20 protein-coding genes are annotated in these 21,867 nt (G+C 56.4%); 10 read left to right on the top strand and 10 right to left on the bottom strand.

Annotated features, from left to right (window positions below; translation table 11 throughout):
* Window positions 1-166: 166 nt before the first annotated feature.
* Window positions 167-2,143 carry an alkyl/aryl-sulfatase gene (locus KGA69_RS14375; RefSeq protein WP_045391199.1) on the top strand — a complete coding sequence of 659 codons (1,977 nt, stop codon included), beginning with the start codon at window positions 167-169 and terminating at the stop codon, window positions 2,141-2,143.
* A gap of 43 nt (window positions 2,144-2,186) precedes the next feature.
* Here KGA69_RS14375 and KGA69_RS14370 read toward each other — a convergent pair whose 3' ends face one another.
* Window positions 2,187-2,822 (bottom strand): helix-turn-helix domain-containing protein, encoded by a 636-nt coding sequence (locus KGA69_RS14370; RefSeq protein WP_049059780.1) that lies wholly within the window; start codon window positions 2,820-2,822, stop codon window positions 2,187-2,189.
* A gap of 214 nt (window positions 2,823-3,036) precedes the next feature.
* Here KGA69_RS14370 and KGA69_RS14365 point away from each other — a divergent pair, with 214 nt between their 5' ends.
* Window positions 3,037-5,013, top strand: a complete 1,977-nt coding sequence (locus tag KGA69_RS14365; protein ID WP_213292410.1) for an alkyl/aryl-sulfatase — start codon at window positions 3,037-3,039, stop codon at window positions 5,011-5,013.
* 51 nt (window positions 5,014-5,064) lie between these two features.
* On the opposite strand, the gene KGA69_RS14360 is transcribed toward KGA69_RS14365, so the two are convergent.
* Complete coding sequence (locus KGA69_RS14360; protein ID WP_213292409.1) at window positions 5,065-5,988, bottom strand: LysR family transcriptional regulator; 924 nt, start codon at window positions 5,986-5,988, stop codon at window positions 5,065-5,067.
* A gap of 124 nt (window positions 5,989-6,112) precedes the next feature.
* Here KGA69_RS14360 and KGA69_RS14355 point away from each other — a divergent pair, with 124 nt between their 5' ends.
* The gene (locus KGA69_RS14355; protein ID WP_045391211.1) at window positions 6,113-7,924 is read left to right on the top strand and encodes an adenine deaminase; all 1,812 of its coding nucleotides are present in this window, start codon (window positions 6,113-6,115) and stop codon (window positions 7,922-7,924) included.
* A 2-nt stretch (window positions 7,925-7,926) separates the two neighbouring features.
* The gene (locus tag KGA69_RS14350) at window positions 7,927-9,270 is read left to right on the top strand and encodes an NCS2 family permease (protein ID WP_045391214.1); all 1,344 of its coding nucleotides are present in this window, start codon (window positions 7,927-7,929) and stop codon (window positions 9,268-9,270) included.
* On the opposite strand, the gene KGA69_RS14345 is transcribed toward KGA69_RS14350, so the two are convergent.
* Window positions 9,260-10,159: a LysR family transcriptional regulator gene (locus KGA69_RS14345; RefSeq protein WP_045391217.1), complete on the bottom strand. Its 900-nt coding sequence runs from the start codon at window positions 10,157-10,159 to the stop codon at window positions 9,260-9,262. The genes KGA69_RS14350 and KGA69_RS14345 overlap by 11 nt on opposite strands.
* A gap of 183 nt (window positions 10,160-10,342) precedes the next feature.
* Here KGA69_RS14345 and KGA69_RS14340 point away from each other — a divergent pair, with 183 nt between their 5' ends.
* Window positions 10,343-10,660: an RcnB family protein gene (locus tag KGA69_RS14340; RefSeq protein WP_015365753.1), complete on the top strand. Its 318-nt coding sequence runs from the start codon at window positions 10,343-10,345 to the stop codon at window positions 10,658-10,660.
* Complete coding sequence (locus KGA69_RS14335; protein ID WP_047051024.1) at window positions 10,632-11,105, top strand: GNAT family N-acetyltransferase; 474 nt, start codon at window positions 10,632-10,634, stop codon at window positions 11,103-11,105. Before KGA69_RS14340 ends, KGA69_RS14335 begins: the two co-directional genes overlap by 29 nt.
* Here the strand turns inward: KGA69_RS14335 and apbC are convergent.
* On the bottom strand, window positions 11,102-12,211 hold the full coding sequence (apbC, locus tag KGA69_RS14330; protein ID WP_015365751.1) for an iron-sulfur cluster carrier protein ApbC: 1,110 nt from the start codon (window positions 12,209-12,211) through the stop codon (window positions 11,102-11,104). The two genes, KGA69_RS14335 and apbC, sit on opposite strands and share 4 nt — an antisense overlap.
* A gap of 151 nt (window positions 12,212-12,362) precedes the next feature.
* Here apbC and metG point away from each other — a divergent pair, with 151 nt between their 5' ends.
* Both metG and KGA69_RS14320 read left to right on the top strand, forming a co-directional pair.
* Entirely contained in the window at window positions 12,363-14,396 is a 2,034-nt protein-coding gene (gene metG / locus KGA69_RS14325; RefSeq protein WP_045377042.1) for a methionine--tRNA ligase, read from the top strand.
* Window positions 14,397-14,536: 140 nt separating this feature from the next.
* Window positions 14,537-15,001: a YehR family lipoprotein gene (locus tag KGA69_RS14320; protein WP_045391226.1), complete on the top strand. Its 465-nt coding sequence runs from the start codon at window positions 14,537-14,539 to the stop codon at window positions 14,999-15,001.
* A gap of 43 nt (window positions 15,002-15,044) precedes the next feature.
* Here KGA69_RS14320 and KGA69_RS14315 read toward each other — a convergent pair whose 3' ends face one another.
* Genes KGA69_RS14315 through KGA69_RS14305 form a run of 3 tightly spaced genes read right to left on the bottom strand, consistent with a single transcriptional unit; the run spans window position 15,045 to window position 17,967 of the window.
* Complete coding sequence (locus KGA69_RS14315) at window positions 15,045-15,512, bottom strand: YehS family protein (RefSeq protein WP_015706088.1); 468 nt, start codon at window positions 15,510-15,512, stop codon at window positions 15,045-15,047.
* A 53-nt stretch (window positions 15,513-15,565) separates the two neighbouring features.
* Window positions 15,566-16,285 (bottom strand): two-component system response regulator BtsR, encoded by a 720-nt coding sequence (gene btsR, locus KGA69_RS14310; RefSeq protein ID WP_045391229.1) that lies wholly within the window; start codon window positions 16,283-16,285, stop codon window positions 15,566-15,568.
* Window positions 16,279-17,967 (bottom strand): sensor histidine kinase, encoded by a 1,689-nt coding sequence (locus KGA69_RS14305; RefSeq protein ID WP_045391232.1) that lies wholly within the window; start codon window positions 17,965-17,967, stop codon window positions 16,279-16,281. The genes btsR and KGA69_RS14305 overlap by 7 nt, the downstream gene beginning before the upstream one ends.
* A gap of 199 nt (window positions 17,968-18,166) precedes the next feature.
* Between KGA69_RS14305 and KGA69_RS14300 the strand changes: the two genes are divergently transcribed.
* On the top strand, window positions 18,167-18,898 hold the full coding sequence (locus tag KGA69_RS14300) for a MerR family transcriptional regulator (protein WP_049061006.1): 732 nt from the start codon (window positions 18,167-18,169) through the stop codon (window positions 18,896-18,898).
* 59 nt (window positions 18,899-18,957) lie between these two features.
* Window positions 18,958-19,071: a protein YohO gene (locus KGA69_RS14295; RefSeq protein ID WP_015365743.1), complete on the top strand. Its 114-nt coding sequence runs from the start codon at window positions 18,958-18,960 to the stop codon at window positions 19,069-19,071.
* On the opposite strand, the gene KGA69_RS14290 is transcribed toward KGA69_RS14295, so the two are convergent.
* Genes KGA69_RS14290 through KGA69_RS14280 form a run of 3 tightly spaced genes read right to left on the bottom strand, consistent with a single transcriptional unit; the run spans window position 19,046 to window position 21,865 of the window.
* The gene (locus KGA69_RS14290; RefSeq protein ID WP_047044871.1) at window positions 19,046-19,783 is read right to left on the bottom strand and encodes an ABC transporter permease; all 738 of its coding nucleotides are present in this window, start codon (window positions 19,781-19,783) and stop codon (window positions 19,046-19,048) included. The genes KGA69_RS14295 and KGA69_RS14290 overlap by 26 nt on opposite strands.
* The gene (locus tag KGA69_RS14285) at window positions 19,780-20,715 is read right to left on the bottom strand and encodes an ABC transporter ATP-binding protein (RefSeq protein WP_163351305.1); all 936 of its coding nucleotides are present in this window, start codon (window positions 20,713-20,715) and stop codon (window positions 19,780-19,782) included. The genes KGA69_RS14290 and KGA69_RS14285 overlap by 4 nt, the downstream gene beginning before the upstream one ends.
* A complete protein-coding gene (locus KGA69_RS14280) occupies window positions 20,708-21,865 on the bottom strand; it encodes an ABC transporter permease (protein WP_213292408.1) in 1,158 nt (385 codons plus the stop codon). The genes KGA69_RS14285 and KGA69_RS14280 overlap by 8 nt, the downstream gene beginning before the upstream one ends.
* Window positions 21,866-21,867: the final 2 nt, after the last annotated feature.

Raw genomic sequence — 21,867 nt, 5'->3', positions numbered from 1 at the left:
CTCATTTTACCTACGAGTGAGTAGTTTTTTAACTAATGTAGTTTTTTTGTAACCATAACTTGCTCAATGTAAACAACTGGTTATAGTTCAAATAAGCGTTACAAGTTGTAACACCACGTCAGATCGGAATTAACGAGTGAATTGCCATCATGGTAAGAGGATTCCAATGAAATTGACCCCCGTAGTGAAAGGTTTAGCCATCGCCGGCTTGCTGTCATCGATCAGCTTGTCAGCATGGGCGGAAGTCGCCGCAAAAGAAGCGACCGCCGCCACCAAACAAGCCAACGACGCTCTCTATAATCAACTCCCCTTCTCAGATAACACCGATTTCACCAACGCCCATAAAGGGTTTATTGCCGCCCTGCCCACCGAGATCATTAAAGGCGAACAAGGTAACGTAGTATGGGATCCGCAGCAGTACTCCTTCATCAAAGAAGGTGAAAAAGCCCCGGACACCGTCAACCCGAGCCTGTGGCGTCAGTCTCAATTGATCAATATTAGCGGCCTGTTTGAGGTCACCGATGGCGTCTACCAGATCCGCAATCTTGATCTCTCCAATATGACCATCATCGAAGGTAAAGAAGGCATTACCGTCGTGGATCCGCTGGTGTCGGCAGAAACCGCCAAAGTGGGCATGGATCTGTATTACCAAAACCGCGGTAAGAAACCGGTCGTCGCCGTTATCTATACCCACAGCCACGTTGACCACTACGGCGGGGTGCGCGGCGTAGTTGATGAGGCGGATGTGAAATCCGGCAAAGTGAAAATTTACGCGCCGTCCGGCTTTATGGAAGCGGCCGTGGCAGAAAACATCATGGCCGGTAACGTCATGAGCCGCCGCGCCAGCTACATGTACGGCAACCTGCTGAAACCATCGGCCACCGGTCAGGTCGGCGCCGGCCTTGGCACCACCACCTCGGCGGGCACGGTTACCCTGATTGCGCCGACCAATATCATCGAAAAAGACGGGCAGAAAGAAGTCATTGACGGTTTGACCTATGACTTTATGCTGGCGCCGGGTTCGGAAGCGCCGTCGGAAATGCTGTGGTTCATCGAAGAGAAAAAACTGATTGAATCCGCGGAAGACGTGACACACACCCTGCACAACACCTATTCGCTGCGCGGCGCGAAAATCCGCGAACCGCTGCCGTGGTCGAAGTACATCAACGAAGCAATTGTACGCTGGGGCGACAAGGCCGAAATTATTATGGCTCAGCACCACTGGCCGACCTGGGGCAACGAAAACGTGGTTAACCTGCTGAAGAGCCAGCGCGACCTGTATCGTTACATTAACGACCAGACCCTGCGTATGGCCAACGAAGGGCTGACCCGCGATGAAATCGCCGCTAAATTCAAACTGCCGGAGAGCCTTGCCAACACCTGGGCTAACCGCGGTTATTACGGTTCCGTTAGCCACGACGTGAAGGCCACCTACGTGCTGTATCTCGGCTGGTTCGACGGCAACCCGGCGACCCTCGACGAACTGCCGCCGGAAGAAGCGGCGAAGAAATTCGTCGATTACATGGGCGGCGCCGATGCCATCATGAAGAAAGCGAAAGAGGATTATGACCAGGGTAACTACCGCTGGGTAGCCCAGGTCGTCAGCAAAATCGTCTTCGCCGATCCGAAAAACCAGGATGCGCGTAATCTGGAAGCCGATGCCCTTGAACAGTTAGGCTACCAGGCGGAATCAGGCCCGTGGCGTAACTTCTACCTCACCGGCGCGCAGGAGCTGCGTAACGGCGTGGTGAAAGGTCCTACCCCGAACACCGCCAGCCCGGATACCGTGCGCGCGATGACCCCGGAAATGTTCTTCGACTATCTGGCGGTACATATCAATGGCGAGAAAGCGGGTAACGCGAAATCGGTGTTTAATATCGATCTCGGCAGCGACGGCGGCAAGTATAAGCTGGAGCTGGAAAACGGCGTACTGAACCATACCGCCAACGCGGAAGCGAAAGATGCCGATACCACTATCGCCCTCAACCGCGCCACCCTGAATAAGATCATCCTCAAAGAGGAGACGCTGAAACAGGCCGTCGATAACGGCGACGCGAAAATCACCGGTAACGCCGATAAGCTCAATGAAATGCTGGGCTATATGGACAAGTTCGAATTCTGGTTCGACATCGTCACGCCATAATGCCCTGCTCCCGCGGCGCCCGGTCGCGGGAGTTTCCTTTCTACTAGTAAGCTTCCGGCAGCGGTCGGTCGATCGAAACCAGTTTGCCGCGCTTCATCGTGATATAGCCCCCGGCTTTTAGATCCGCCAGTACGCGAAATACATGCGTGCGCGACAGATTAGTGCGCTTAATAATAAACAGCGCCAGGCCTTCATTTTCCCCCTGATGCGTACTCTGGCGATAAAGATAACGAAACAGCATCGGCCTGATGGTCTGGTAGCTGGTCATTTGCCGGCGTTCGTTGTGAAGATCGATAGTAAAAATCGACATATAGGTCAGAATGGTCGCCAACTCCTGCACGCGTTCAGGACCGCCGCGTAAAAAGATTTGGTCAAAAACATCATAAGTGACTTTGACCAGCTTCACCGCCGCGCTGCCGATGTATTCAAACTTCGCTAGCGGGCAGTATCTTTCCATAAGACCAATCGGCATATACTCAATGGAATTTCCAATATAAAGGCCATTCTCCGGCATTAATATTGAAAGCGAACCTTCAGTGCAAAAATAAATATATTCTGGCTGGATTGCTAATTTTTTATTTGCCGCAACCGTCAGGGGCTCCCCTTGTGCCATTATTTGCGGAAAAAAGGCATCAATGTTGAGTTGCTGATAATAGCTATGGATATCCTGAAAATTCACGCTATGCCCCTTGCTGCGCCGTCTGCCGTGGTATCGAGTATAGCAGCGAAGTGATAGCGGATTCGAGATGATTATTTTTTCACGAATGACCAGTCCCATATGGGACTATCAACGCAAAGTATTCGCTTTAAAATGGCCAGTAATTAGTCCGCATTTGAATTATCCGCTGATATTAAACATTGATAGCGGAACAAATAATCTAAGAGGCCATGCAATGAAATTAAATCAGATCGCTAAACATCTGGCTCTGGCCGGTGTTTTAACTTCACTGTCGCTTTCCGCCTTCGCTGCCGCCCAGCAACAGGACGCCACTCCGGCAACTCAGCAGGCAAATAACGCGCTGTACAACAAACTGCCGTTTGCCGATAAAACCGATTTCGATAACGCGCATAAAGGCTTTATCGCCGCGCTGCCGCAAACCATGATTAAAGGCGAGCAAGGCAACGTTATCTGGAACCCGGCAAAGTATGACTTCGTCAAAGAAGGTGAAAAAGCCCCGGATACCGTTAACCCAAGCCTGTGGCGCCAGTCGCAGCTGATTAATATCGGCGGCCTGTTTAAAGTCACCGACGGGGTTTATCAGATCCGTAATCTCGATCTCTCCAACATGACTATCATTGAAGGTGAGAAAGGGATAACCGTTATCGACCCGCTGCTGAGCGCCGAGCCGGCGAAAGAAGCGATGGATCTCTATTACGCCAACCGTGGTAAAAAGCCGGTTGTCGCCGTGCTGTTCACCCACAGCCACGTTGATCACTACGGCGGTATCCGCGGCGTGGTTGATGAAGCCGACGTGAAAGCGGGTAAGGTGAAAATCTACGCCCCTGCCGGATTTATGGAAGAAGCGGTTTCCGAGAACATCATGGCCGGTACCGCAATGAGCCGCCGCGCCAGCTACATGTACGGCAACCTGCTGAAGCCTGACGCCAAAGGGCAGGTCGGCGCCGGTCTTGGCACCACCACCTCCGCAGGTACCGTGACGCTTATCCAGCCGACCAACTACATCACCAAAACCGGCCAGCAGGAAGTGATAGATGGTCTGACCTACGACTTCATGATGGCGCCGGGTTCCGAAGCGCCGTCGGAAATGCTGTGGTATGTCAAAGAGAAGAAAATGATTGAAGCGGCAGAGGATGTTACCCATACCCTGCACAATACCTACTCGCTGCGCGGCGCGAAGATCCGCGACCCGCTGGCGTGGTCAAAATACATCAACGCCGCGATCGACCGCTGGGGCAACGATGCTGAAGTCATTATCGCTCAGCACCACTGGCCAACCTGGGGTAACGACAACATTATCAAGCTGATGAAAGGTCAGCGCGACATGTATCGCTACATCAACGACCAGACCCTACGCATGGCCAACGAAGGCCTGACCCGCGATGAAATCGCCGCTAACTTCAAGCTGCCGGAATCGCTGGAGAAACAATGGTCGAGCCGCGGTTATTACGGCTCCGTCAGCCACGATGTAAAAGCAACTTACGTTTACTACCTCGGCTGGTTCGATGGCAACCCGGCGACCCTCGACGAGCTGCCGCCGCAACAGGCTGCGAAGAAGTTCGTTGAATACATGGGCGGCGCCGATGCCATCATGCAGAAAGCCAAAGCCGACTATCAGCAGGGGAACTACCGCTGGGTGGCGCAGGTGACCAGTAAAATCGTCTTCGCCGACCCGCAGAATACCGATGCGCGTAATCTCGAAGCGGATGCCCTGGAGCAGTTAGGTTACCAGGCGGAAGCCGGTACCTGGCGCAACTTCTACCTGACCGGCGCGCAGGAACTGCGTAACGGCGTACAGAAACTCCCGACGCCAAATACCGCCAGCCCGGATACCGTGCGCGCGATGACCCCGGAGATGTTCTTCGACTACCTGGCTGTGCATATCAACGGTCAGAAAGCCGGTGCGGCGAAAGCGGTCTTCAATATCGATCTGGGCGCCGACGGCGGCAAGTACAAACTGGAACTGGAAAATGGCGTACTGAACCACACTGCTAATTCGGTAGCAGACAAGGCTGACGCCAGCATCACTCTGAATCGCGATACCCTGAACAAGATCATTTTGAAACAGGAAACGTTGAAGGAAGCTGAAGACAAGGGCGACGTCAAGATTAGCGGCAATAGCGCTAAGCTCGATGAAATGCTGAGCTACATGGACAAGTTTGAATTCTGGTTCAACATTGTCACCCCGTAAGCGATAATCGCTGAATCTCCCTCGCGCCCTTTCTGGCCGCGGGGGATTTATTTATCCTGCAGCGCTACGCAGCTCGGCCTGTAGTAAGGAGAAACAATCTTCAATGAGCGGTGGTAGCGCCTGCGGCCCGCGCATCAGGGCCACAGTCCGCGTGAGCGCCGGCTGCTGCAGTTGCGCCACCTTTAACGCCGGATCGTGCAAATAGGTCGTATACAGCGCCGGGAGAATGGCCACCGCCAGCCGCGAACGTACCAGCCCATAAAGGGTTTCGATATAGTCTACCTGGTAACGCGTCGTTAAGGTCAAACGTTGGCTTTCCACCAGCGCCGCCACCAGCCGCTGAATATTCCCCTTTGAGAAAACGGCAATATCACGGCCTACCAACTGCTTCCACGGTAAATTTGGCTGCGCAGCGAGCGGATCGTCGCGGTGCAGTACCGCCACGAACGGATCCTCGCGTAGCGGATAAACCAGTAGCTCAGCCGGCAGCGAACTGTCGATCGCGCCGATACCAAAATCAATCTCACCGCTTTGCAGCGCCCGCATTAACGCATCGTTGGTCTGGTCATGAAATTCGATGCGCAGACGCGGAAAGGCCTGCGCCAGAGTCTGCGGCAGTAGCGGAAACAGCAGCGAGCTCACCGACGGAACCAGGCCTATCCGTACTGTGCCATCGCCGCCCGCTTCCACGATCTGTTGCATATCAAAAAAAGACGCCTGGGCCACGCTCAGTATCCGCTGGGCATGAGGTAAAATCGCCGCCCCCAGTTCCGTCAGGGTGACCGCCGAGGCGGTACGATTGACCAGCTTACCGCCGATCACACTTTCAATCTGCCGTAGCGCACTGCTGAGCGCCGGTTGGCTAATCGCCAGCCGATTGGCGGTATCGGTAAAATGGCGCAACTGAGCCAGGGTCACAAAATACTGCAGTTGTTTCAGTGAGAGCGCGGGCAGACGTTGCCAGGGTTCGTTCATTGTCAGGTTCGCTACCAATGGTCATACAGAATAACCCGAGCTTATCGGGCGATAAATTTATTCATCTGGGCAAACGTTTGCTGTGCCCATAGAGTATCCGCATTATCCTTGTGGTGGAGTTGTTATGTCCAGCAATGCTGAAGTCCGTCGTCGCGCCGTACAGGCCGCGCGCGGCGAATCCCCGTTTGATCTGTTGCTCGTCGATGCGCAGATCGTCGATATGGCCACTGGCGAAATCCGCGACGCTGACGTCGGCATCGTTGGGGAAATGATTGCCAGCGTGCATCCGCGCGGCAACCGCACCGACGCCCATGAAGTGCGCTCGCTGCAGGGCGGCTATCTGTCGCCTGGCTTGATGGACACCCACGTACACCTTGAAAGTTCGCATCTACCGCCCGAGCGCTACGCCGAAATCGTCCTGACGCAGGGTACCACCGCGGTGTTCTGGGACCCACATGAACTGGCCAACGTGCTCGGCGTCGATGGCGTGCGCTACGCGGTTGATGCCAGCCGCCACCTGCCGCTACAGGTGATGGTGGCCGCGCCATCCAGCGTCCCCTCTACGCCAGGTCTCGAAATGTCCGGCGCTGATTTCGCCGGCGCTGAAATGGAAACTATGCTTGGCTGGCCGGAAGTACGCGGCGTAGCGGAAGTGATGGACATGCATGGCGTGCTGAACGGCAGCGAACGGATGCAGGAGATTGTCCAGGCCGGGCTTAACAGCGGCAAACTGATTGAGGGCCATGCCCGTGGGCTCAGCGGCGCCGATTTACAGGCGTATCTCGCCGCCGGCGTCACCTCCGATCACGAACTGACTTCAGCGGCCGATGCGCTGGAAAAACTGCGCGCCGGGCTGACTATCGAAATTCGCGGCTCACACCCCTATCTGCTGCCCGATATCGTTACGGCGTTAAAAACGCTGCCGCATCTCTCTTCGCAAATCACCGTCTGCACCGATGACGTCCCGCCGGATATGCTGCTGGAGAAAGGTGGCATTATCGCCCTGCTCAACCTGCTGATTGAACACGGTTTGCCAACGGTCGATGTGCTGCGTTTCGCCACCCTCAATGCGGCTATTCGCCTGCAGCGTAACGATCTTGGGCTGATTGCCGCAGGACGGCGCGCGGATCTGGTGGTGTTTGATTCGCTGGAGAAACTCGAGGCTCAGGAGGTCTATGTCGGCGGCAAACTTATCGCTCGCAGCGGTCACCTGCTAACCCCCCTTGCCGCCGCGCCCGACGTGACGCCGCCGCGTGATACTCTGCAGTTAGCGCCCCTCGCCGCGGAAGACTTTATCCTGCGAATTAAGGGCATTCGTCATGGCGTCGCCCGCCTGCGCCACATCAGCGGCGCGCGCTTCACGAAATGGGGTGAAGTAGAAGTACAGATCCGCGACGGCGAAGTACAACTGCCCGCGGGCTTTAGCCTGATTTGGGTTAAGCACCGCCACGGCCGCCATCAGGCAACGCCGCAAATCGCCCTGCTCGAAGGCTGGGGCGAGCTGCGCGGCGCCATCGCCACCAGCTACTCGCATGATTCACATAACCTGGTGGTGCTCGGGCGCGATGCTCAGGATATGGCCTTAGCGGCAAATCAGCTGATCGCTTCCGGCGGCGGGATGGCGCTGGCGCAACAGAGCGAGATCCTGGCCCATGTGGCGATGCCAATTGCCGGCATGCTCTCCGATCTTCCCACCGCCGAGCTGGCGCGGCAGTTCCGCGAGCTGCGAGATTTAAGCAGTAAAGTCGCCGACTGGGAGCCGCCATACCGGGTATTTAAGGCGATTGAAGGCACCTGCCTTGCCTGCAACGCCGGACCGCATTTAACCGATTTGGGTTTAACCGACGGCGGCAGCCGCCAGATAGTTGACCCGTTGATAGCCTGCCGGGAGACACCGGCGCCAACTCATCACAACAATAATCCTCAGGGAGCCTGAGCATGGCCGATAACACACTTCATACTTCTGCCCGTAGCCACTGGCTGGAGCGCCGCTTTGCGCTGCGTTCACGGGGCGGTTCGCTACGCACCGAATGCCTGGCCGGGATCACCGGCTTTCTCGCCGCCGCCTATTTACTGGTGGTCATTCCAGGGCTGCTGGCGATTGGCGGAATGGATAAAGGCGCCGCCACCACCGGCACTATCCTGGTTTTTGTCGCCGGTTCGCTATTAATGGCGTTTTACGCCAACCTGCCGTTTATCGTCGGCCCGGGCATTGGCGGCTCGGTACTGGTGGGGGTGACGCTGGCGGGCAGCGAAGGTATTGGCTGGCAGATTGGCCTCGGAATTGCCTGCTGGTCGGGGATCCTCTTCTTCCTGCTGACCCAATTTGGCCTGCGCGAAGTGGTCACCCGCTCGGTACCGCAATCAATTAAGCTGGGGCTGACGGCCTCGATCGGGTTGTTCGTCGCGGTTCTCGGCTTTCGCAATGCCGGGCTGGTGTTGGCGAATGCCAAAACCAACGCCCTGATGCTCGGCGATTTTCTTGCCCCCGGCGCGCTGGTGGCGCTGTGTGGCCTGTTTCTGGCGATAGCGTTACAGGCGCGTAAAGTGCCCGGCGCGATACTGTGGGCCATTCTGTTCGCCACCCTGGTGGGTATTCCGTTCGGGGTAACAAAACTGCCGGGCAGCTTTATTGATGTTCCGCACTCGCTGGCTCCGGTGTTCGGGCAAATCGATCTGTTGGGGGCATTAAATATCGCCTTTCTGCCGTTCCTGTTCGTCTTTTTTGCGTCCGAGTTTTTCTCGACCATGGGCACGACCCTGGCGGTCGGTGGCGAAGCGGGATTACTGGATGAAGAAGGTAACATGCCGCAGATTAATCGCCCGTTTATGGTCGATTCGATTGCCGCCGCGCTGGGCCCGTGGGTCGGTATTCCGGCGGCTACGGCGCTGATTGAATCATCCGCGGCGGCGGAAGCCGGCGGCAAGACCGGCCTCACCGCGCTCTCGGCGGCGGTGATGTTCCTGTTGATGCTGCTGTTTACGCCGGTGGCGCTCATGATCCCTAAAGAGGCCACCGCGCCGGCGTTAATTCTGATTGGCCTGAATATGTTCAGCGGCCTGCGCAAAGTCGATCTGGGTAACTTTACCGATGGACTGCCGGTCCTCATGATGGTGATGATTACGCTCATCGCCAACAGCTTCGGCACCGGTATTGCCGGCGGACTGCTGTTTTACATTGTCATCAAAGCGATCGCCGGCAAGTGGCGTGAAATTCCGATTGGCCTGTGGGTGCTGGCGATCCCGCTAATCTATTACTTCGCGACCTTAGTTAAGCACTAAGCGCTTCACAATGTGATTTCACCTCTTGATATAATAAACGCACCGCGGCAGAGAGCTGTTTGCGGTGCGGACAAATCATGTTCAGCGGCGTTAAATCGCCCTGAAAGTCCGGCAGCAACCGCACCAGACGCCCTTCCCGCAGGTCGTCGCTGACATCAAGAAACGATTTATAAGCGATCCCCTCTCCGGCTACCGCCAGCCGACGGATCACCTCCGCATCATCGCTCATAATCGCGCCGTTCATCTCCACGGTATGCACTTCATTACCTGAAATCAGCGGCCAGCGGTCAAAAGGCCGGCCGCGTAATACATACAGTAGCGCACTGTGCCGGGATAACTCCTCCAGACTACTGATTTGACCGTGGCGGGCAACCCACTGCGGTGAAGCCACCAACACCCGACGGTTTTCCGGCGCGACCGGCAGCGAAATAAACGAAGCGTCTTCGTGGTAGCCGTAGCGAAAAGCGACATCCACCGGATCTTTAAACACGTCGGTCAGATGATCGGAAAAGTGCAGCCGCAGACTCAGCGCCGGATGACGTTCGCGAAAAGCGCAAAATACCTTGAGCAGCAGGTTGCGCCCAAGGTCGGATGGCACAGAGATTTGCAGCGTGCCGCGCACTTCATCTCCCGGCGCCTGAATTTTCTGTAACCCGGCCTGTAGGGTATCAAGCATCTGGGTGGCGTAGGGCAGCCAGGTTTCGCCCTCCGGGGTCAGGCGCAGGCTACGGGTCGAACGGGCAAAAAGGCGAATGTTGAGCGTCGTTTCCAGGCGTTTGATCGCCGCGCTTACCTGCGCTGGCTGCTGCCCCGCTTCTCGTGCCGCCTCGCTAAAACTGCCTAACGCCGCCGCGCGGACAAATAAGGTCAGATCTTCCAGCCTGAACATGCCAATTCTCCAAAGCTTCAGAATGCTCCCAAAATAGCGATTTACCGCGTAACAACGCAAGCGGCACAAGACTTCAGCCGTGTTTTGCTTACACTTTTTAAAAAACCAGTGCTTGCCATTTCAGCAGCGCTTCAGGAATGATACGAGGCTGCTATTTTGAGTCCAGGTAATATTGAGGAAAATATGCGTAAAACAAAAATGATGCTTCTGGGCGTACTTCTTGCCAGCGCCAGCGCAAGCTGGGCGGCGCCGGCCTCCGGGATTGAACAGTATGCGATGAAAGAATTCACCGCTGATTTTACCCAATTTCATATTGGCGATACCGTGCCGGCGATGTACCTCACTCCTGAGTACAACATCAAGCAGTGGCAATTGCGTAACCTGCCCGCGCCGGATGCCGGCAGCCACTGGACCTACATGGGCGGCAACTATGTTCTGATCACCGACACCGAAGGCAAGATCCTGAAAGTGTATGACGGCGAGATCTTCTATCATCGCTAAGCTCTCACTATCGCCGCAGTTGCGTATTCGTCCTGGCCGCGACAGCGACTACCCTCGCCTGCGTCAGCTGTTTCTTGACGCGCGTCTTGCCTCATGGACATGGCTTAACGGCGATCAATGGCGGCTGGAAGATTTTGATGCCGTGGTGCAAGACGAACAGCTATGGGTCGCCGAATGCGGCGATGTGCTGGCAGGATTCGCCTCGGTGTGGGTTATCGACAACTTCCTGCATAACCTGTTTGTGGATCCGCAGTGGCAGGGAAAAGGCGTCGGTAGCCTGCTGCTGGAACAGGTTCAGCGCTCATTTAAGCGCAGCGGCACGCTGAAGTGCCTGTCGCGAAATGAAAACGCCCTGCGCTTCTACCAGCATCACGGCTGGAAAGTCGAAGCGCAGGGCGCGTCTCCTGACGGAGATTATTGGCTGATGCGTTACACCCAGCCTTAAACGGCGCGGAAGGCGATCTCGCTCGGGATAACTTCGCCCTGCCAGTACATCTGCGCCGCCACGCGTCCCGCCAGCTGGCGGTAGATATCGGTAAACTCGCTTTCCGGACGCGCAATGACCGTCGGCGTGCCTTTATCCAGGTCTTCACGCAGCGTGATATGCAATGGCAACTGGCCTAGCAACTGGGTGTGATACTTCGCCGCCAGCTTCTCGGCGCCGCCAGTGCCAAAGATAGGTTCGTGGTGGCCACAGTTGCTGCAGATATGCATGCTCATGTTTTCCACGATCCCCACGACCGGCACTTCCACCTTCTCAAACATCACGATGCCTTTTTTGGCGTCGATCAGCGCGATGTCCTGCGGCGTCGTCACCACTACCGCGCCGGTCACCGGAATGTTTTGCGCCAGGGTCAGCTGGATGTCGCCCGTTCCCGGCGGCATATCCAGTACCAGGTAATCCAGATCCGGCCACAGCGTCTCTTGAAGCATCTGCATCAGCGCCTTGCTGGCCATCGGGCCGCGCCACACCATGGCGTTGTCGTCGGTTACCAGATAACCAATGGAGTTAGTCGCCAGGCCATACTTCATGATCGGCGCCATATGGGTGCCGTCCGGCGACGTCGGGCGGCTGTCTTCGGCGCCGAGCATGGTCGGAATCGACGGACCATAGATATCGGCATCGAGAATACCCACTTTGGCCCCTTCCGCCGCCAGCGCCAGGGCGAGGTTCACGGCGGTAGAGGATTTGCCCACCCCGCCTTTACCGGAACTCACGGCGATGATGTTTTTCACGCCATTAATGCCCGGCTGGTTTTTCACTCGCTTCAGGGTGGCGATACTGTGAGAGAGTTTCCAGTCGATGGCCTTCGCGCCGGTAATGCGCAGCAGCTCGGCGCTGCATTGCTCCTTCAACGCCTCAAACGCGCGGGTCCAGACGAACGGCATTTGGATCTCGATATGCACGGTATCGTCAAGCCAGGCAACATGGTGCAGCGCCTTTAGCGTGGTGAGGTTATGCTTCAGGGTTGGGTGCTGGAAATTAGCCAGAGTCCCGGCGACCATCGCACGTAGACGTTCGGGGGATTTGGCCTGGGATTGCGAACTCATCCCGACTCCTTTGTTATTGTGAGTTGATTCTTGTCCGTTAAGTTTACCTGAAAGGGAATAATTCCCCCACAATAAGCTTTGGGCTTACCAAATTATTGCCTTTCAGGTAACATCAAAAGCCCTTTTTACAACAGAAGATGTAATGCCCACTATGACTCAAGTCGCGAAAAAAATTCTGGTAACGTGCGCGCTGCCGTACGCCAACGGCTCTATCCACCTCGGCCACATGCTGGAGCACATCCAGGCTGATGTCTGGGTCCGTTACCAGCGAATGCGCGGCCACGAAGTCAACTTCATCTGCGCCGACGACGCCCACGGCACCCCGATTATGCTGAAAGCGCAGCAGCTTGGCATCACCCCGGAGCAGATGATTGGCGAGATGAGTCAGGAGCATCAGACCGATTTTGCCGGTTTCGATATCAGTTACGACAACTACCACTCGACGCACAGCGACGAGAACCGCGAGCTGTCGGAGCTTATCTATACCCGTCTGAAAGAAAACGGTTTTATTAAAAACCGCACTATCTCTCAGCTCTACGACCCGGAAAAGGGCATGTTCCTGCCGGACCGTTTCGTCAAAGGTACCTGTCCGAAGTGTAAATCTCCGGACCAGTACGGCGATAACTGCGAAGTCTGCGGCGCGACCTACAGCCCAACTGAACTCATCGACCCGAAATCCGTGGTGTCCGGCGCGACGCCGGTGATGCGTGAATCTGAGCACTTCTTCTTCGACCTGCCGTCCTTTAGCGAAATGCTGCAGGCGTGGACCCGCAGCGGCGCGCTGCAGGAGCAGGTGGCGAACAAAATGCAGGAGTGGTTCGAATCCGGCCTGCAGCAGTGGGATATTTCCCGTGACGCGCCGTACTTTGGCTTTGAAATTCCGAATGCGCCGGGCAAATACTTCTACGTCTGGCTGGATGCGCCGATCGGTTACATGGGTTCCTTTAAGAATCTATGCGATAAACGCGGCGACACAACCAGCTTCGATGAATACTGGAAGAAAGATTCCAGCGCCGAGCTATATCACTTCATCGGTAAAGACATCGTTTACTTCCACAGCCTGTTCTGGCCGGCCATGCTTGAAGGCAGCAATTTCCGTAAGCCGACCAACCTGTTCGTTCACGGCTATGTCACGGTAAACGGCGCCAAGATGTCCAAATCTCGCGGCACCTTTATCAAAGCCAGCACCTGGCTGAACCATTTTGATGCCGATAGCCTGCGCTACTACTACACCGCTAAGCTCTCTTCGCGCATTGATGATATCGACCTGAACCTGGAAGACTTTATCCAGCGCGTCAACGCCGACATCGTTAACAAAGTGGTGAACCTGGCTTCGCGTAACGCCGGCTTTATCAATAAGCGCTTCGACGGCATGCTCTCTGCCGAGCTGGCTGACCCGGCGCTGTATAAAACCTTCACCGATGCGGCTGCCGCTATCGGCGAAGCGTGGGAAAGCCGCGAGTTCGGTAAAGCCATCCGCGAAATTATGGCGCTGGCCGACGTCGCTAACCGCTATGTCGACGAGCAGGCGCCGTGGGTGGTGGCCAAACAGGAAGGCCGCGACGCCGACCTGCAGGCAATCTGCACCATGGGGCTGAACATGTTCCGCGTGCTGATGACCTGGCTGAAGCCGGTTCTGCCGGGGCTGAGCGCGCGCGCTGAAGCGTTCCTCAACACCGAGCTGAGCTGGGACGCCATCCAGCAGCCGCTGCTGGCGCACAAGGTTAACGCCTTTAAGGCACTGTACAACCGCATTGAAATGAAACAGGTCGAAGCGCTGGTGGAAGCCTCTAAAGAAGAAGTTAAAGCCGCCGCCGCGCCGGTGACTGGCCCGCTGGCCGATGATCCGATCCAGGAAACTATCTCCTTTGACGATTTCGCCAAGGTGGATATGCGCATCGCGCTGATTGAAAACGCCGAGTTCGTCGACGGTTCCGATAAGCTGCTGCGCCTGACCCTCGATCTCGGCGGCGAGAAGCGCAACGTCTTCTCCGGCATCCGATCCGCCTACCCGGATCCGCAGGCGCTGATTGGCCGTCTGACGGTGATGGTCGCCAACCTGGCGCCGCGTAAAATGCGCTTCGGTATCTCCGAAGGGATGGTGATGGCCGCCGGCCCTGGCGGGAAAGATATCTTCCTGTTAAGCCCTGACAGCGGCGCACAGCCGGGTCAGCAGGTTAAATAACCCTCCGCAAAAGCGCTGCTCCGGCAGCGCTTTTTTTATTCCCTTCACGCCTTCTGTTGCGACAACGTGTAATCGCCATAATAATCATTACTGTCTGCTCCTCTCTGGACGCGCAATACCACTCAACATAGGGAATCGTGATGAAATTTAACCGCAAGATGGCTAGCGTGCTGGCCGTATCCGTTCTGCTGGCGGCCCTCGCCGGCTGCGATAATAAAAAAGAAGAGACTAAAACCTTTGCGCTGAATACTAACGGCGTCGAACTTAGCTTTACCTACCACTATGACGGCGACAAAGTGCTGCGTCAGGATGCCGACAATACCATTCCCTATAAATCGATCGGCGCGGAAAATAAAGAACAGGCGCGGGCGATTATCGAGCCGATCAGCAGCGTCTATCGTAATCTGCAGGGCGTTGAGCAGACCATCGACTATAAAGACTCCTACGCGCTTGAACATCTGACCGTGGATTTCAGCAAAGCGAAAATCAGCGAGCTGTGCAAGCTGCCAGGCTCGATGTTCACCGACTGCTCACAGCAGTTTGTTTCGCTATCAGTATCGACTAAGCTGCTGGAATCGCAGGGTTTTAAAGAAGTGAAGAAGTAAAGAGATACAGGGCCCGGGCGCAGGCCCGGGTCAAGTCAGGCGCTTAGCCTTTGGCGTGCTCGCGCTCGGTAAGACCGCGCAGGAAATAGCGCAAAAACTGATCGCCGCATTCACGGTAGTTTTTGTGGTCCGGCGCGCGCATCATGGCGGTAATTTCAGGCATCGACACGCGGAATTTTTGCTGAGTCAGGATAGCCAGAATGTCGTCGGTCTTCAGCGAGAAGGCGATACGCAATTTTTTCAGTACGATATTGTTATTCACCCGGCGCTCGACCGCCAGCGGCGGCGCCGACTCATCTTTACCACGCTTGTCGTAAATCAGACCGTTGAGGAAATTCGACAGTACGACATCCGGGCAGCGCGCAAACCCTTCTTCGTCTTCTTTTTTCAGCCAGGGTACCAGTTGTTCCGCACTCACCGGCGCATCCGCCAGCGCAAAGATACGTACCAGACCGTTATTATTCGTTTTCAGGGTGTAGCGCAGGCTACGTAAAATGTCGTTACTGATCATAATGCCTTCATGATGAAAAATGCTGGCGCTAAGTCTACCATGATTCCGCGTTTTTACAGACCAATCGCCTCTTTCAGGCTTTTCAGATAACGACGGCTGACCGGCACCGTTTGCCCGGCGCGCATCAGTAGCTCCGCCTGGCCGTTCTCCTCAAGGCGGATCTCTTTCAAATGCGCCATGTTAACCAAATACTGACGGTGGCAGCGCAGCAGCGGCGTTCGGCTTTCCAGAGTACGCAAAGTCAGCTCGGTAAAACCTTCTTTGCCTTCGCTATCGGTGACGTAAATACCGCTCATTCGGCTGCTCACAAAAGCCACATCCTCCATTTGCAGTAGCCAGATGCGGCTGTGACCGGTGCAGGGAATGTACTTCAGCGCCTGCTGGGCATCCTCCAACAGTGATACATCCTGCAGACTGCGCTCCTGGCGCAGGCGGCCCAGCGTTTTCTCCAGCCGGACGTTCTCAATAGGCTTGAGGAGATAATCGAAAGCGTGCTCTTCAAACGCCTTCACCGCATATTCATCGAAGGCGGTTAAAAAGACGATATAGGGGCGATGTTCAGGATCGAGCATGCCAACCATCTCCAGCCCACTGATACGCGGCATTTGAATGTCCAGAAACAGCACGTCGGGACGCAGCTTATGCACCGCGCCAATCGCTTCGACGGCATTGCCGCATTCGCCAACGATTTCTATATCGCTTTGCTCCTCCAGCAGGATGCGCAGGTTTTCCCGCGCCAGCGGCTCATCATCGACGATTAAAACTTTTAGCATGCATTTTCCTCCACAGGCAGTCGCAGCGTGATGCGGGTAAAATGTTCCGCTTCGCAAGCGACGCTAATTCCGCAGTCGGCGCCGAAGCGCGTGCGCAGTCGTCTGTCCACCAGACTCATCCCAAGCCCGCTGGCATTAGGGTTATCACGGTAAAGCCCGGCATTGTCTTCCACATCCAGCTGTAACCAACGCTCATGCTGACTGGCGCGAATGGTAATTTCGCCCACGCCAAGATGCTGAGAGGTGCCGTGCTTGATCGCGTTTTCGACTATCGGCTGTAACGTAAATGCCGGTAGCTGGAGATGCTCAAGCGACGCTGGCACCTGCATGCGTATCTGCAAATTATCCTGGAATCGCGCCTTCTCAATTTGCAGATAGGCATTCACATGTTCAATTTCGTCCGCCAGGGTGACAATCTCCGTTGGTCGCTTCAGATTTTTGCGAAAGAAGGTCGATAAATACTGCACCAGTTGCCCAGCCTGATCGCTATCACGGCGGATCACTGCCTTCAGCGTGTTCAGGGCGTTGAACAGAAAGTGCGGGTTAACCTGCGCGTGCAGCAGTTTAATTTCCGACTGGGTCAGCAACGCTTTCTGTCGTTCATACTGGCCGGCAAGGATCTGCGCCGACAGCAGTTGCGCTATCCCCTCCCCCAACGTGCGGTTAATCGAGCTGAACAAGCGGTTTTTCGCTTCATATAGCTTAATAGTGCCAATAACCCGTTGATTCTCACCGCGCAGCGGAATGACCAGCGTCGAGCCCAGTTTACAGCCAGGATGAATTGAACAACGGTATGGCACCTCGTTGCCGTCGGCATAAACCACTTCGCCGGTATCAATCGCCTTTTGTGTATAGGATGAGGAGATAGGTTTACCTGGCAGATGATGATCGTCGCCGATACCGGTAAACGCCAGCAGCCGATCGCGGTCGGTAATCGCCACGGCGCCGATATCGAGTTCCTGAATCAGCACCTGAGCGACCTTCATACTGTTCTCTTCGTTGAACCCCTGGCGCAGGATCCCCTCGGTGGAGGCCGCCACCTTTAACGCGGTGGCTGAAAAAGCCGAGGTGTATTTCTCAAACATCGCCCGCTTATCCAGCAGAATGCGCATAAACAGCGCGGCGCCGACGGTATTAGTGACCATCATCGGCGCGGCGATACTCTGCACCAGGTGCAACGCATCCTGGAATGGCCGCGCAATGAGCAGAATTATCAGCATCTGTACCAGTTCAGCGAAAAAGGTAATCGCCCCGGCGGTAAGCGGGCTGAACACTTTATCCGGACGTCCGCGTTTGATCAGAATGCTATGCACCAGGCCGCCGAGCAGCCCTTCGACAATGGTCGACACCATACAGCTTAACGCCGTCATGCCGCCCAGCGAATAGCGATGCAAGCCGCCGGTCAACCCCACCAGACCGCCGACCACCGGGCCGCCGAGCAGGCCACCCATCACTGCGCCAATAGCGCGAGTATTAGCAATAGAGTCTTCGATATGCAGACCGAAATAGGTCCCCATAATGCAAAAAATCGAGAAGGTGACATAGCACAGCAGCTTATGCGGTAAACGCACGGTGACCTGCATCAGGGGAATGAACAGCCGCGTTTTACTCATCAGCCAGGCGATAACCAGAAACACGCACATCTGCTGGAGCAGCAGCAAGACCAGATCGAACTCGTACATACCCGCCAACCACACAACCTTTGAAAGCGCGTAACATACACTGCCCGTCCATAACTTTCTTTGAAGCGATACAAGAAAATGATAAATCATGGTGACGATCACACTTCCCACCGTCTCGCCGGCGCCGTAAAGCGCAAAAAATGAACAATTGATAAACCCCTTCTACAGTTAAATGAGGAGCACACGGCGGGAGGGGAAAATGGCGCTGTATACGATAGGCGAAGTGGCTCAGCTTTGTGATATCAATCCCGTGACGCTGCGAGCCTGGCAGCGACGTTATGAACTCATCAAGCCGCAACGCACCGATGGCGGCCATCGTTTATTCAATGACAGTGAAATCGATCGCATCCGCGAAATTAAGCGCTGGATTGATGCCGGCGTTCAGGTCAGCAAAGTAAAAAACCTGCTGCCCGATCGCGAAGTGGATGTCGAAGACGGCTGGCGCGAACAGCAGGAAATCTTGCTCGGTTTTCTGCAGGAAGGTCATTACCAACGCGTGCGGCTATGGCTCAAAGAGCGTAGCCACAGCTATAGCGCACAGATGCTGGTGCATCATCTGCTCAATCCGCTTCGCCACCGCCTGCTAAGCCCTCAGCCGACTTTACTGGCGCTGCGTAGCCTGCTCGATGGTATCTTAATCAACCACATCGCCCAATGTCTCGCCCATGCCTGGAAGCGCCCCGGCCATCACGCGGTGGTGGTGGGCTGGAACACCGATGACACCACTCAATTATGGCTGGAAGGTTGGATCGCCTGCGAGCAGGGCTGGCGGGTGGATATCGTCGCGCACTCGCTTAATCAGATCCGCCCGCAGCTATTTCCTGACAGCACCCTGCTGGTGTGGTGCCCCGCGCCGCCGGGTAGCCCGCAGGCAGCGCAGCTCCGCGAATGGGAACAGCGGGAAAATCTGATCTGGCTAAATAGCAATTAATGTTTCATTAACACCTGCGCTTCACCGTATAATCCCTCCGTTAACAAAAGGAGCCTATCATGAAGCCTGCGAAAATCGCGGTCATTACCCTCTTCTTATGCATGGCCATCGGCGGGATCGGCGGCGTCATGCTGGCAGGTTACTCGTTTATTGTTCGCGGCGGTGTCGGCTGATCCACTGGTTCAGCCGTTCAAAAAAGCGGTCGATTATGATCGCGGCGAGCGCCACCAGCAGCGCCCCCTGTAGCACATAAGCGGTATTAAAGCCGCTGAGACCGATTATTATCGGCGTGCCGAGGGTGTTGGCGCCCACCGTTGAGGCAATGGTTGCCGTACCGATATTGACGATGGTCGAGGTGCGGATCCCGGCCAGCATCACCGGCGCCGCCAGCGGCAGCTCCACCTTGCACAACCGCTGCCAGCCGCTCATCCCCATCCCCTCGGCAATATTCAATACCCCAGGCGATATCGAACTTAATCCAGCCAGCGTCCCCTGCAGCACGGGCAATATTCCGTAAAGCGCCAATGCGATAAGCGCCGGCTGCCAGCCGAAGCCCATCACCGGTACCGCGATCGCCAGTACCGCTACCGGCGGAAATGTCTGTCCCATAGCGGCAATGGTTTCCACCAGTGGACGAAACTCTCGCCCGGCGGGTCGAGTGACGATAATCCCTGCCCCCACGCCGATAACCGTCGCGGCAATGCTTGAGAGCGCCACCAGCCAAAAGTGGGCCAGCGTCAGCGCCAGAAAACTCTCCTGCTGATAAACCGGGCGCGGCAGCTCCGGAAACAGCCAGCTAAACAGCGGCGCGCTGTGGGGCAATACCAGCAGCAGCGCGATAAACAGCGCTACCAGCCACAGTAGCGGATCGCGAAGCGCCTTCACTTCGTGCCCCTATCGTGTAGCAGGTCTGCAAAGTGCAACGTACCGCACGCTTCGCCCTGTTCATCGACCACCGGCAAAACGTCGCGGCGGTGAGCGACAAACTGCGACAGCGCCTCGCGCAACGTCATCGAGACGTTCAGCGCATCGCCTGCCAGCCGTTCATCCCGGCGCAGGTAATCCCCAACGCCGCGTAGCGAGAGCAGCCGAACGCCCAGTTCGCTACGGCCAAAGAAGGTTTCAACAAAGGCGTTTTTCGGCTGCAGTAGCATCTGCATAGGTTCCCCCTGCTGCACCACTTCGCCGCTGTCCATCAGCACCAGGTGATCCGCCAGGCGTAGCGCTTCGTCGATATCATGGGTGACGAGCACGATCGTGCGCCCAAACAGACGATGAATGCGCAGCATCTCCTGCTGCAGCGCTTGGCGGGTGACCGGATCCAGCGCGCCAAATGGCTCATCCATTAACAGCACCTCCGGGTTGGCTGCCAGCGCCCGCGCCACACCAACGCGCTGCTGCTGGCCGCCGGAAAGCTGATGCGGGTAGCGATCGCGTAGGAGAGGTTCCAGGCCAAGTAACGCCATGAGTTCATCAACCCGCTCGGTAATTTTTCCGCGCGGCCACTTTTGCAGCTGCGGCACGGTGGCGATATTCTGCGCCACCGTCCAGTGTGGAAACAGGCCGATAGACTGAATGGCGTACCCCATACGGCGGCGCAGCGCCAGCAGCGGCTGTCGACGGATATCCTCGCCGGCGAAGCGTATCACTCCACTATCCTGTTCCACGAGTTGATTAATCATCTTCAGAGTGGTCGATTTTCCGGAGCCGGAAGTACCAATCAGCACGGAAAACGCGCCTTCGCGCAGATGCAGATTAAGATCCTTCACCGCCGGCTGTCCGGCGAAGGCCTTGTTCACCCCGGCGAATTCAATCATGCGCCTCTCCTTTTAATAACGCGCCCCACAGTGCAAACACGGCATCCACGGCTACCGCCAACGCAATCGTCGGGATGACCCCCAGCAGCACCAAATCCAGCGCGCTGCTGAGGAGCCCCTGAAACACCAAAGCGCCGAAGCCGCCCGCGCCTATCAGCGCCGCCACCACCGCCATACCGACGGTCTGCACGCTGACGACCCGCAGGCTACGCAGCAGAATCGGTAGCGCCAACGGCATTTGGACCTGGCGAAAACGCTGTCCGCCGCTCATTCCCATCGCCATCGCGCTTTCCAGCGCCTCCCGCGGCACCTGCTGTAGTCCGGTCACCACCCCGCGCACCAGCGGCAATAACGCGTACAGCACCAGCGCGATCAGCGCCGGCGCCATCCCGGTTCCAGAAATACCTATATTCCCCAACCACGGAAAATGGCGGGTCAAACCGGCGAGCGGCGCGATCAACAAACCGAATAGCGCCACCGAGGGAATAGTTTGAATCACATTAAGGAAGGTAAATACTGGCGCCTGCCAGTGCGGTCGCCGCCAGAGGGCGAAGCCTATCGATAAACCCAATAATAATCCGGGCAGCAACGTCCCGAACAACAACCATAGATGCTGACGCAGCGCGTCATTAAAGACATCCTCGCGGTTAGCATATTCTTTCAGCAAAGAGAGTTGATCGAGGGCCCCATGCCACAGCAGCAGGCACGGTAGCAACCAAAGCTGCGCATTCAGCAGCCAACGCCATACAGCGTGCGGAGTCAGTCGGCGGATAGTATCGCTGGCAAGCAGCAGGCATAGCGCGAGAGCAAGCCATAATCCGCTGCCGGGAGAGGTACGCGCCAGCGGGGAGCCCTGTTGAACCAGATGTCGCGCGATGTCTCCGGCGCCCCACATTAGTAGTGGCAGGAGCAAATCGGCAATCAGCAGGCTTCCTAACAGCGCCAGACGGCCAGGGATCCAGCACAATAACAACAGCAGCAGCCCGCCCGCCAGCTGCGCCGCCGCCAGCCACGGCATTTGCGTCCAGAGCCAGCGCGCTTCACCGGAGAGCAGACGATTAGGGGCATAAGTAACAAACGGCAGCGCCGCCACGGCCAACAGCAGTAGCGTAAGCAGCAGCGCCACGCGGTTATAACAACGAATAGTCACCA

It is taken from the genome of Klebsiella sp. A52 (assembly GCF_018388785.1).
In the GTDB taxonomy this organism is placed as follows: Bacteria; Pseudomonadota; Gammaproteobacteria; order Enterobacterales; family Enterobacteriaceae; genus Klebsiella; species Klebsiella aerogenes.
This window is presented reverse-complemented; position numbering and strand designations above follow the sequence as displayed.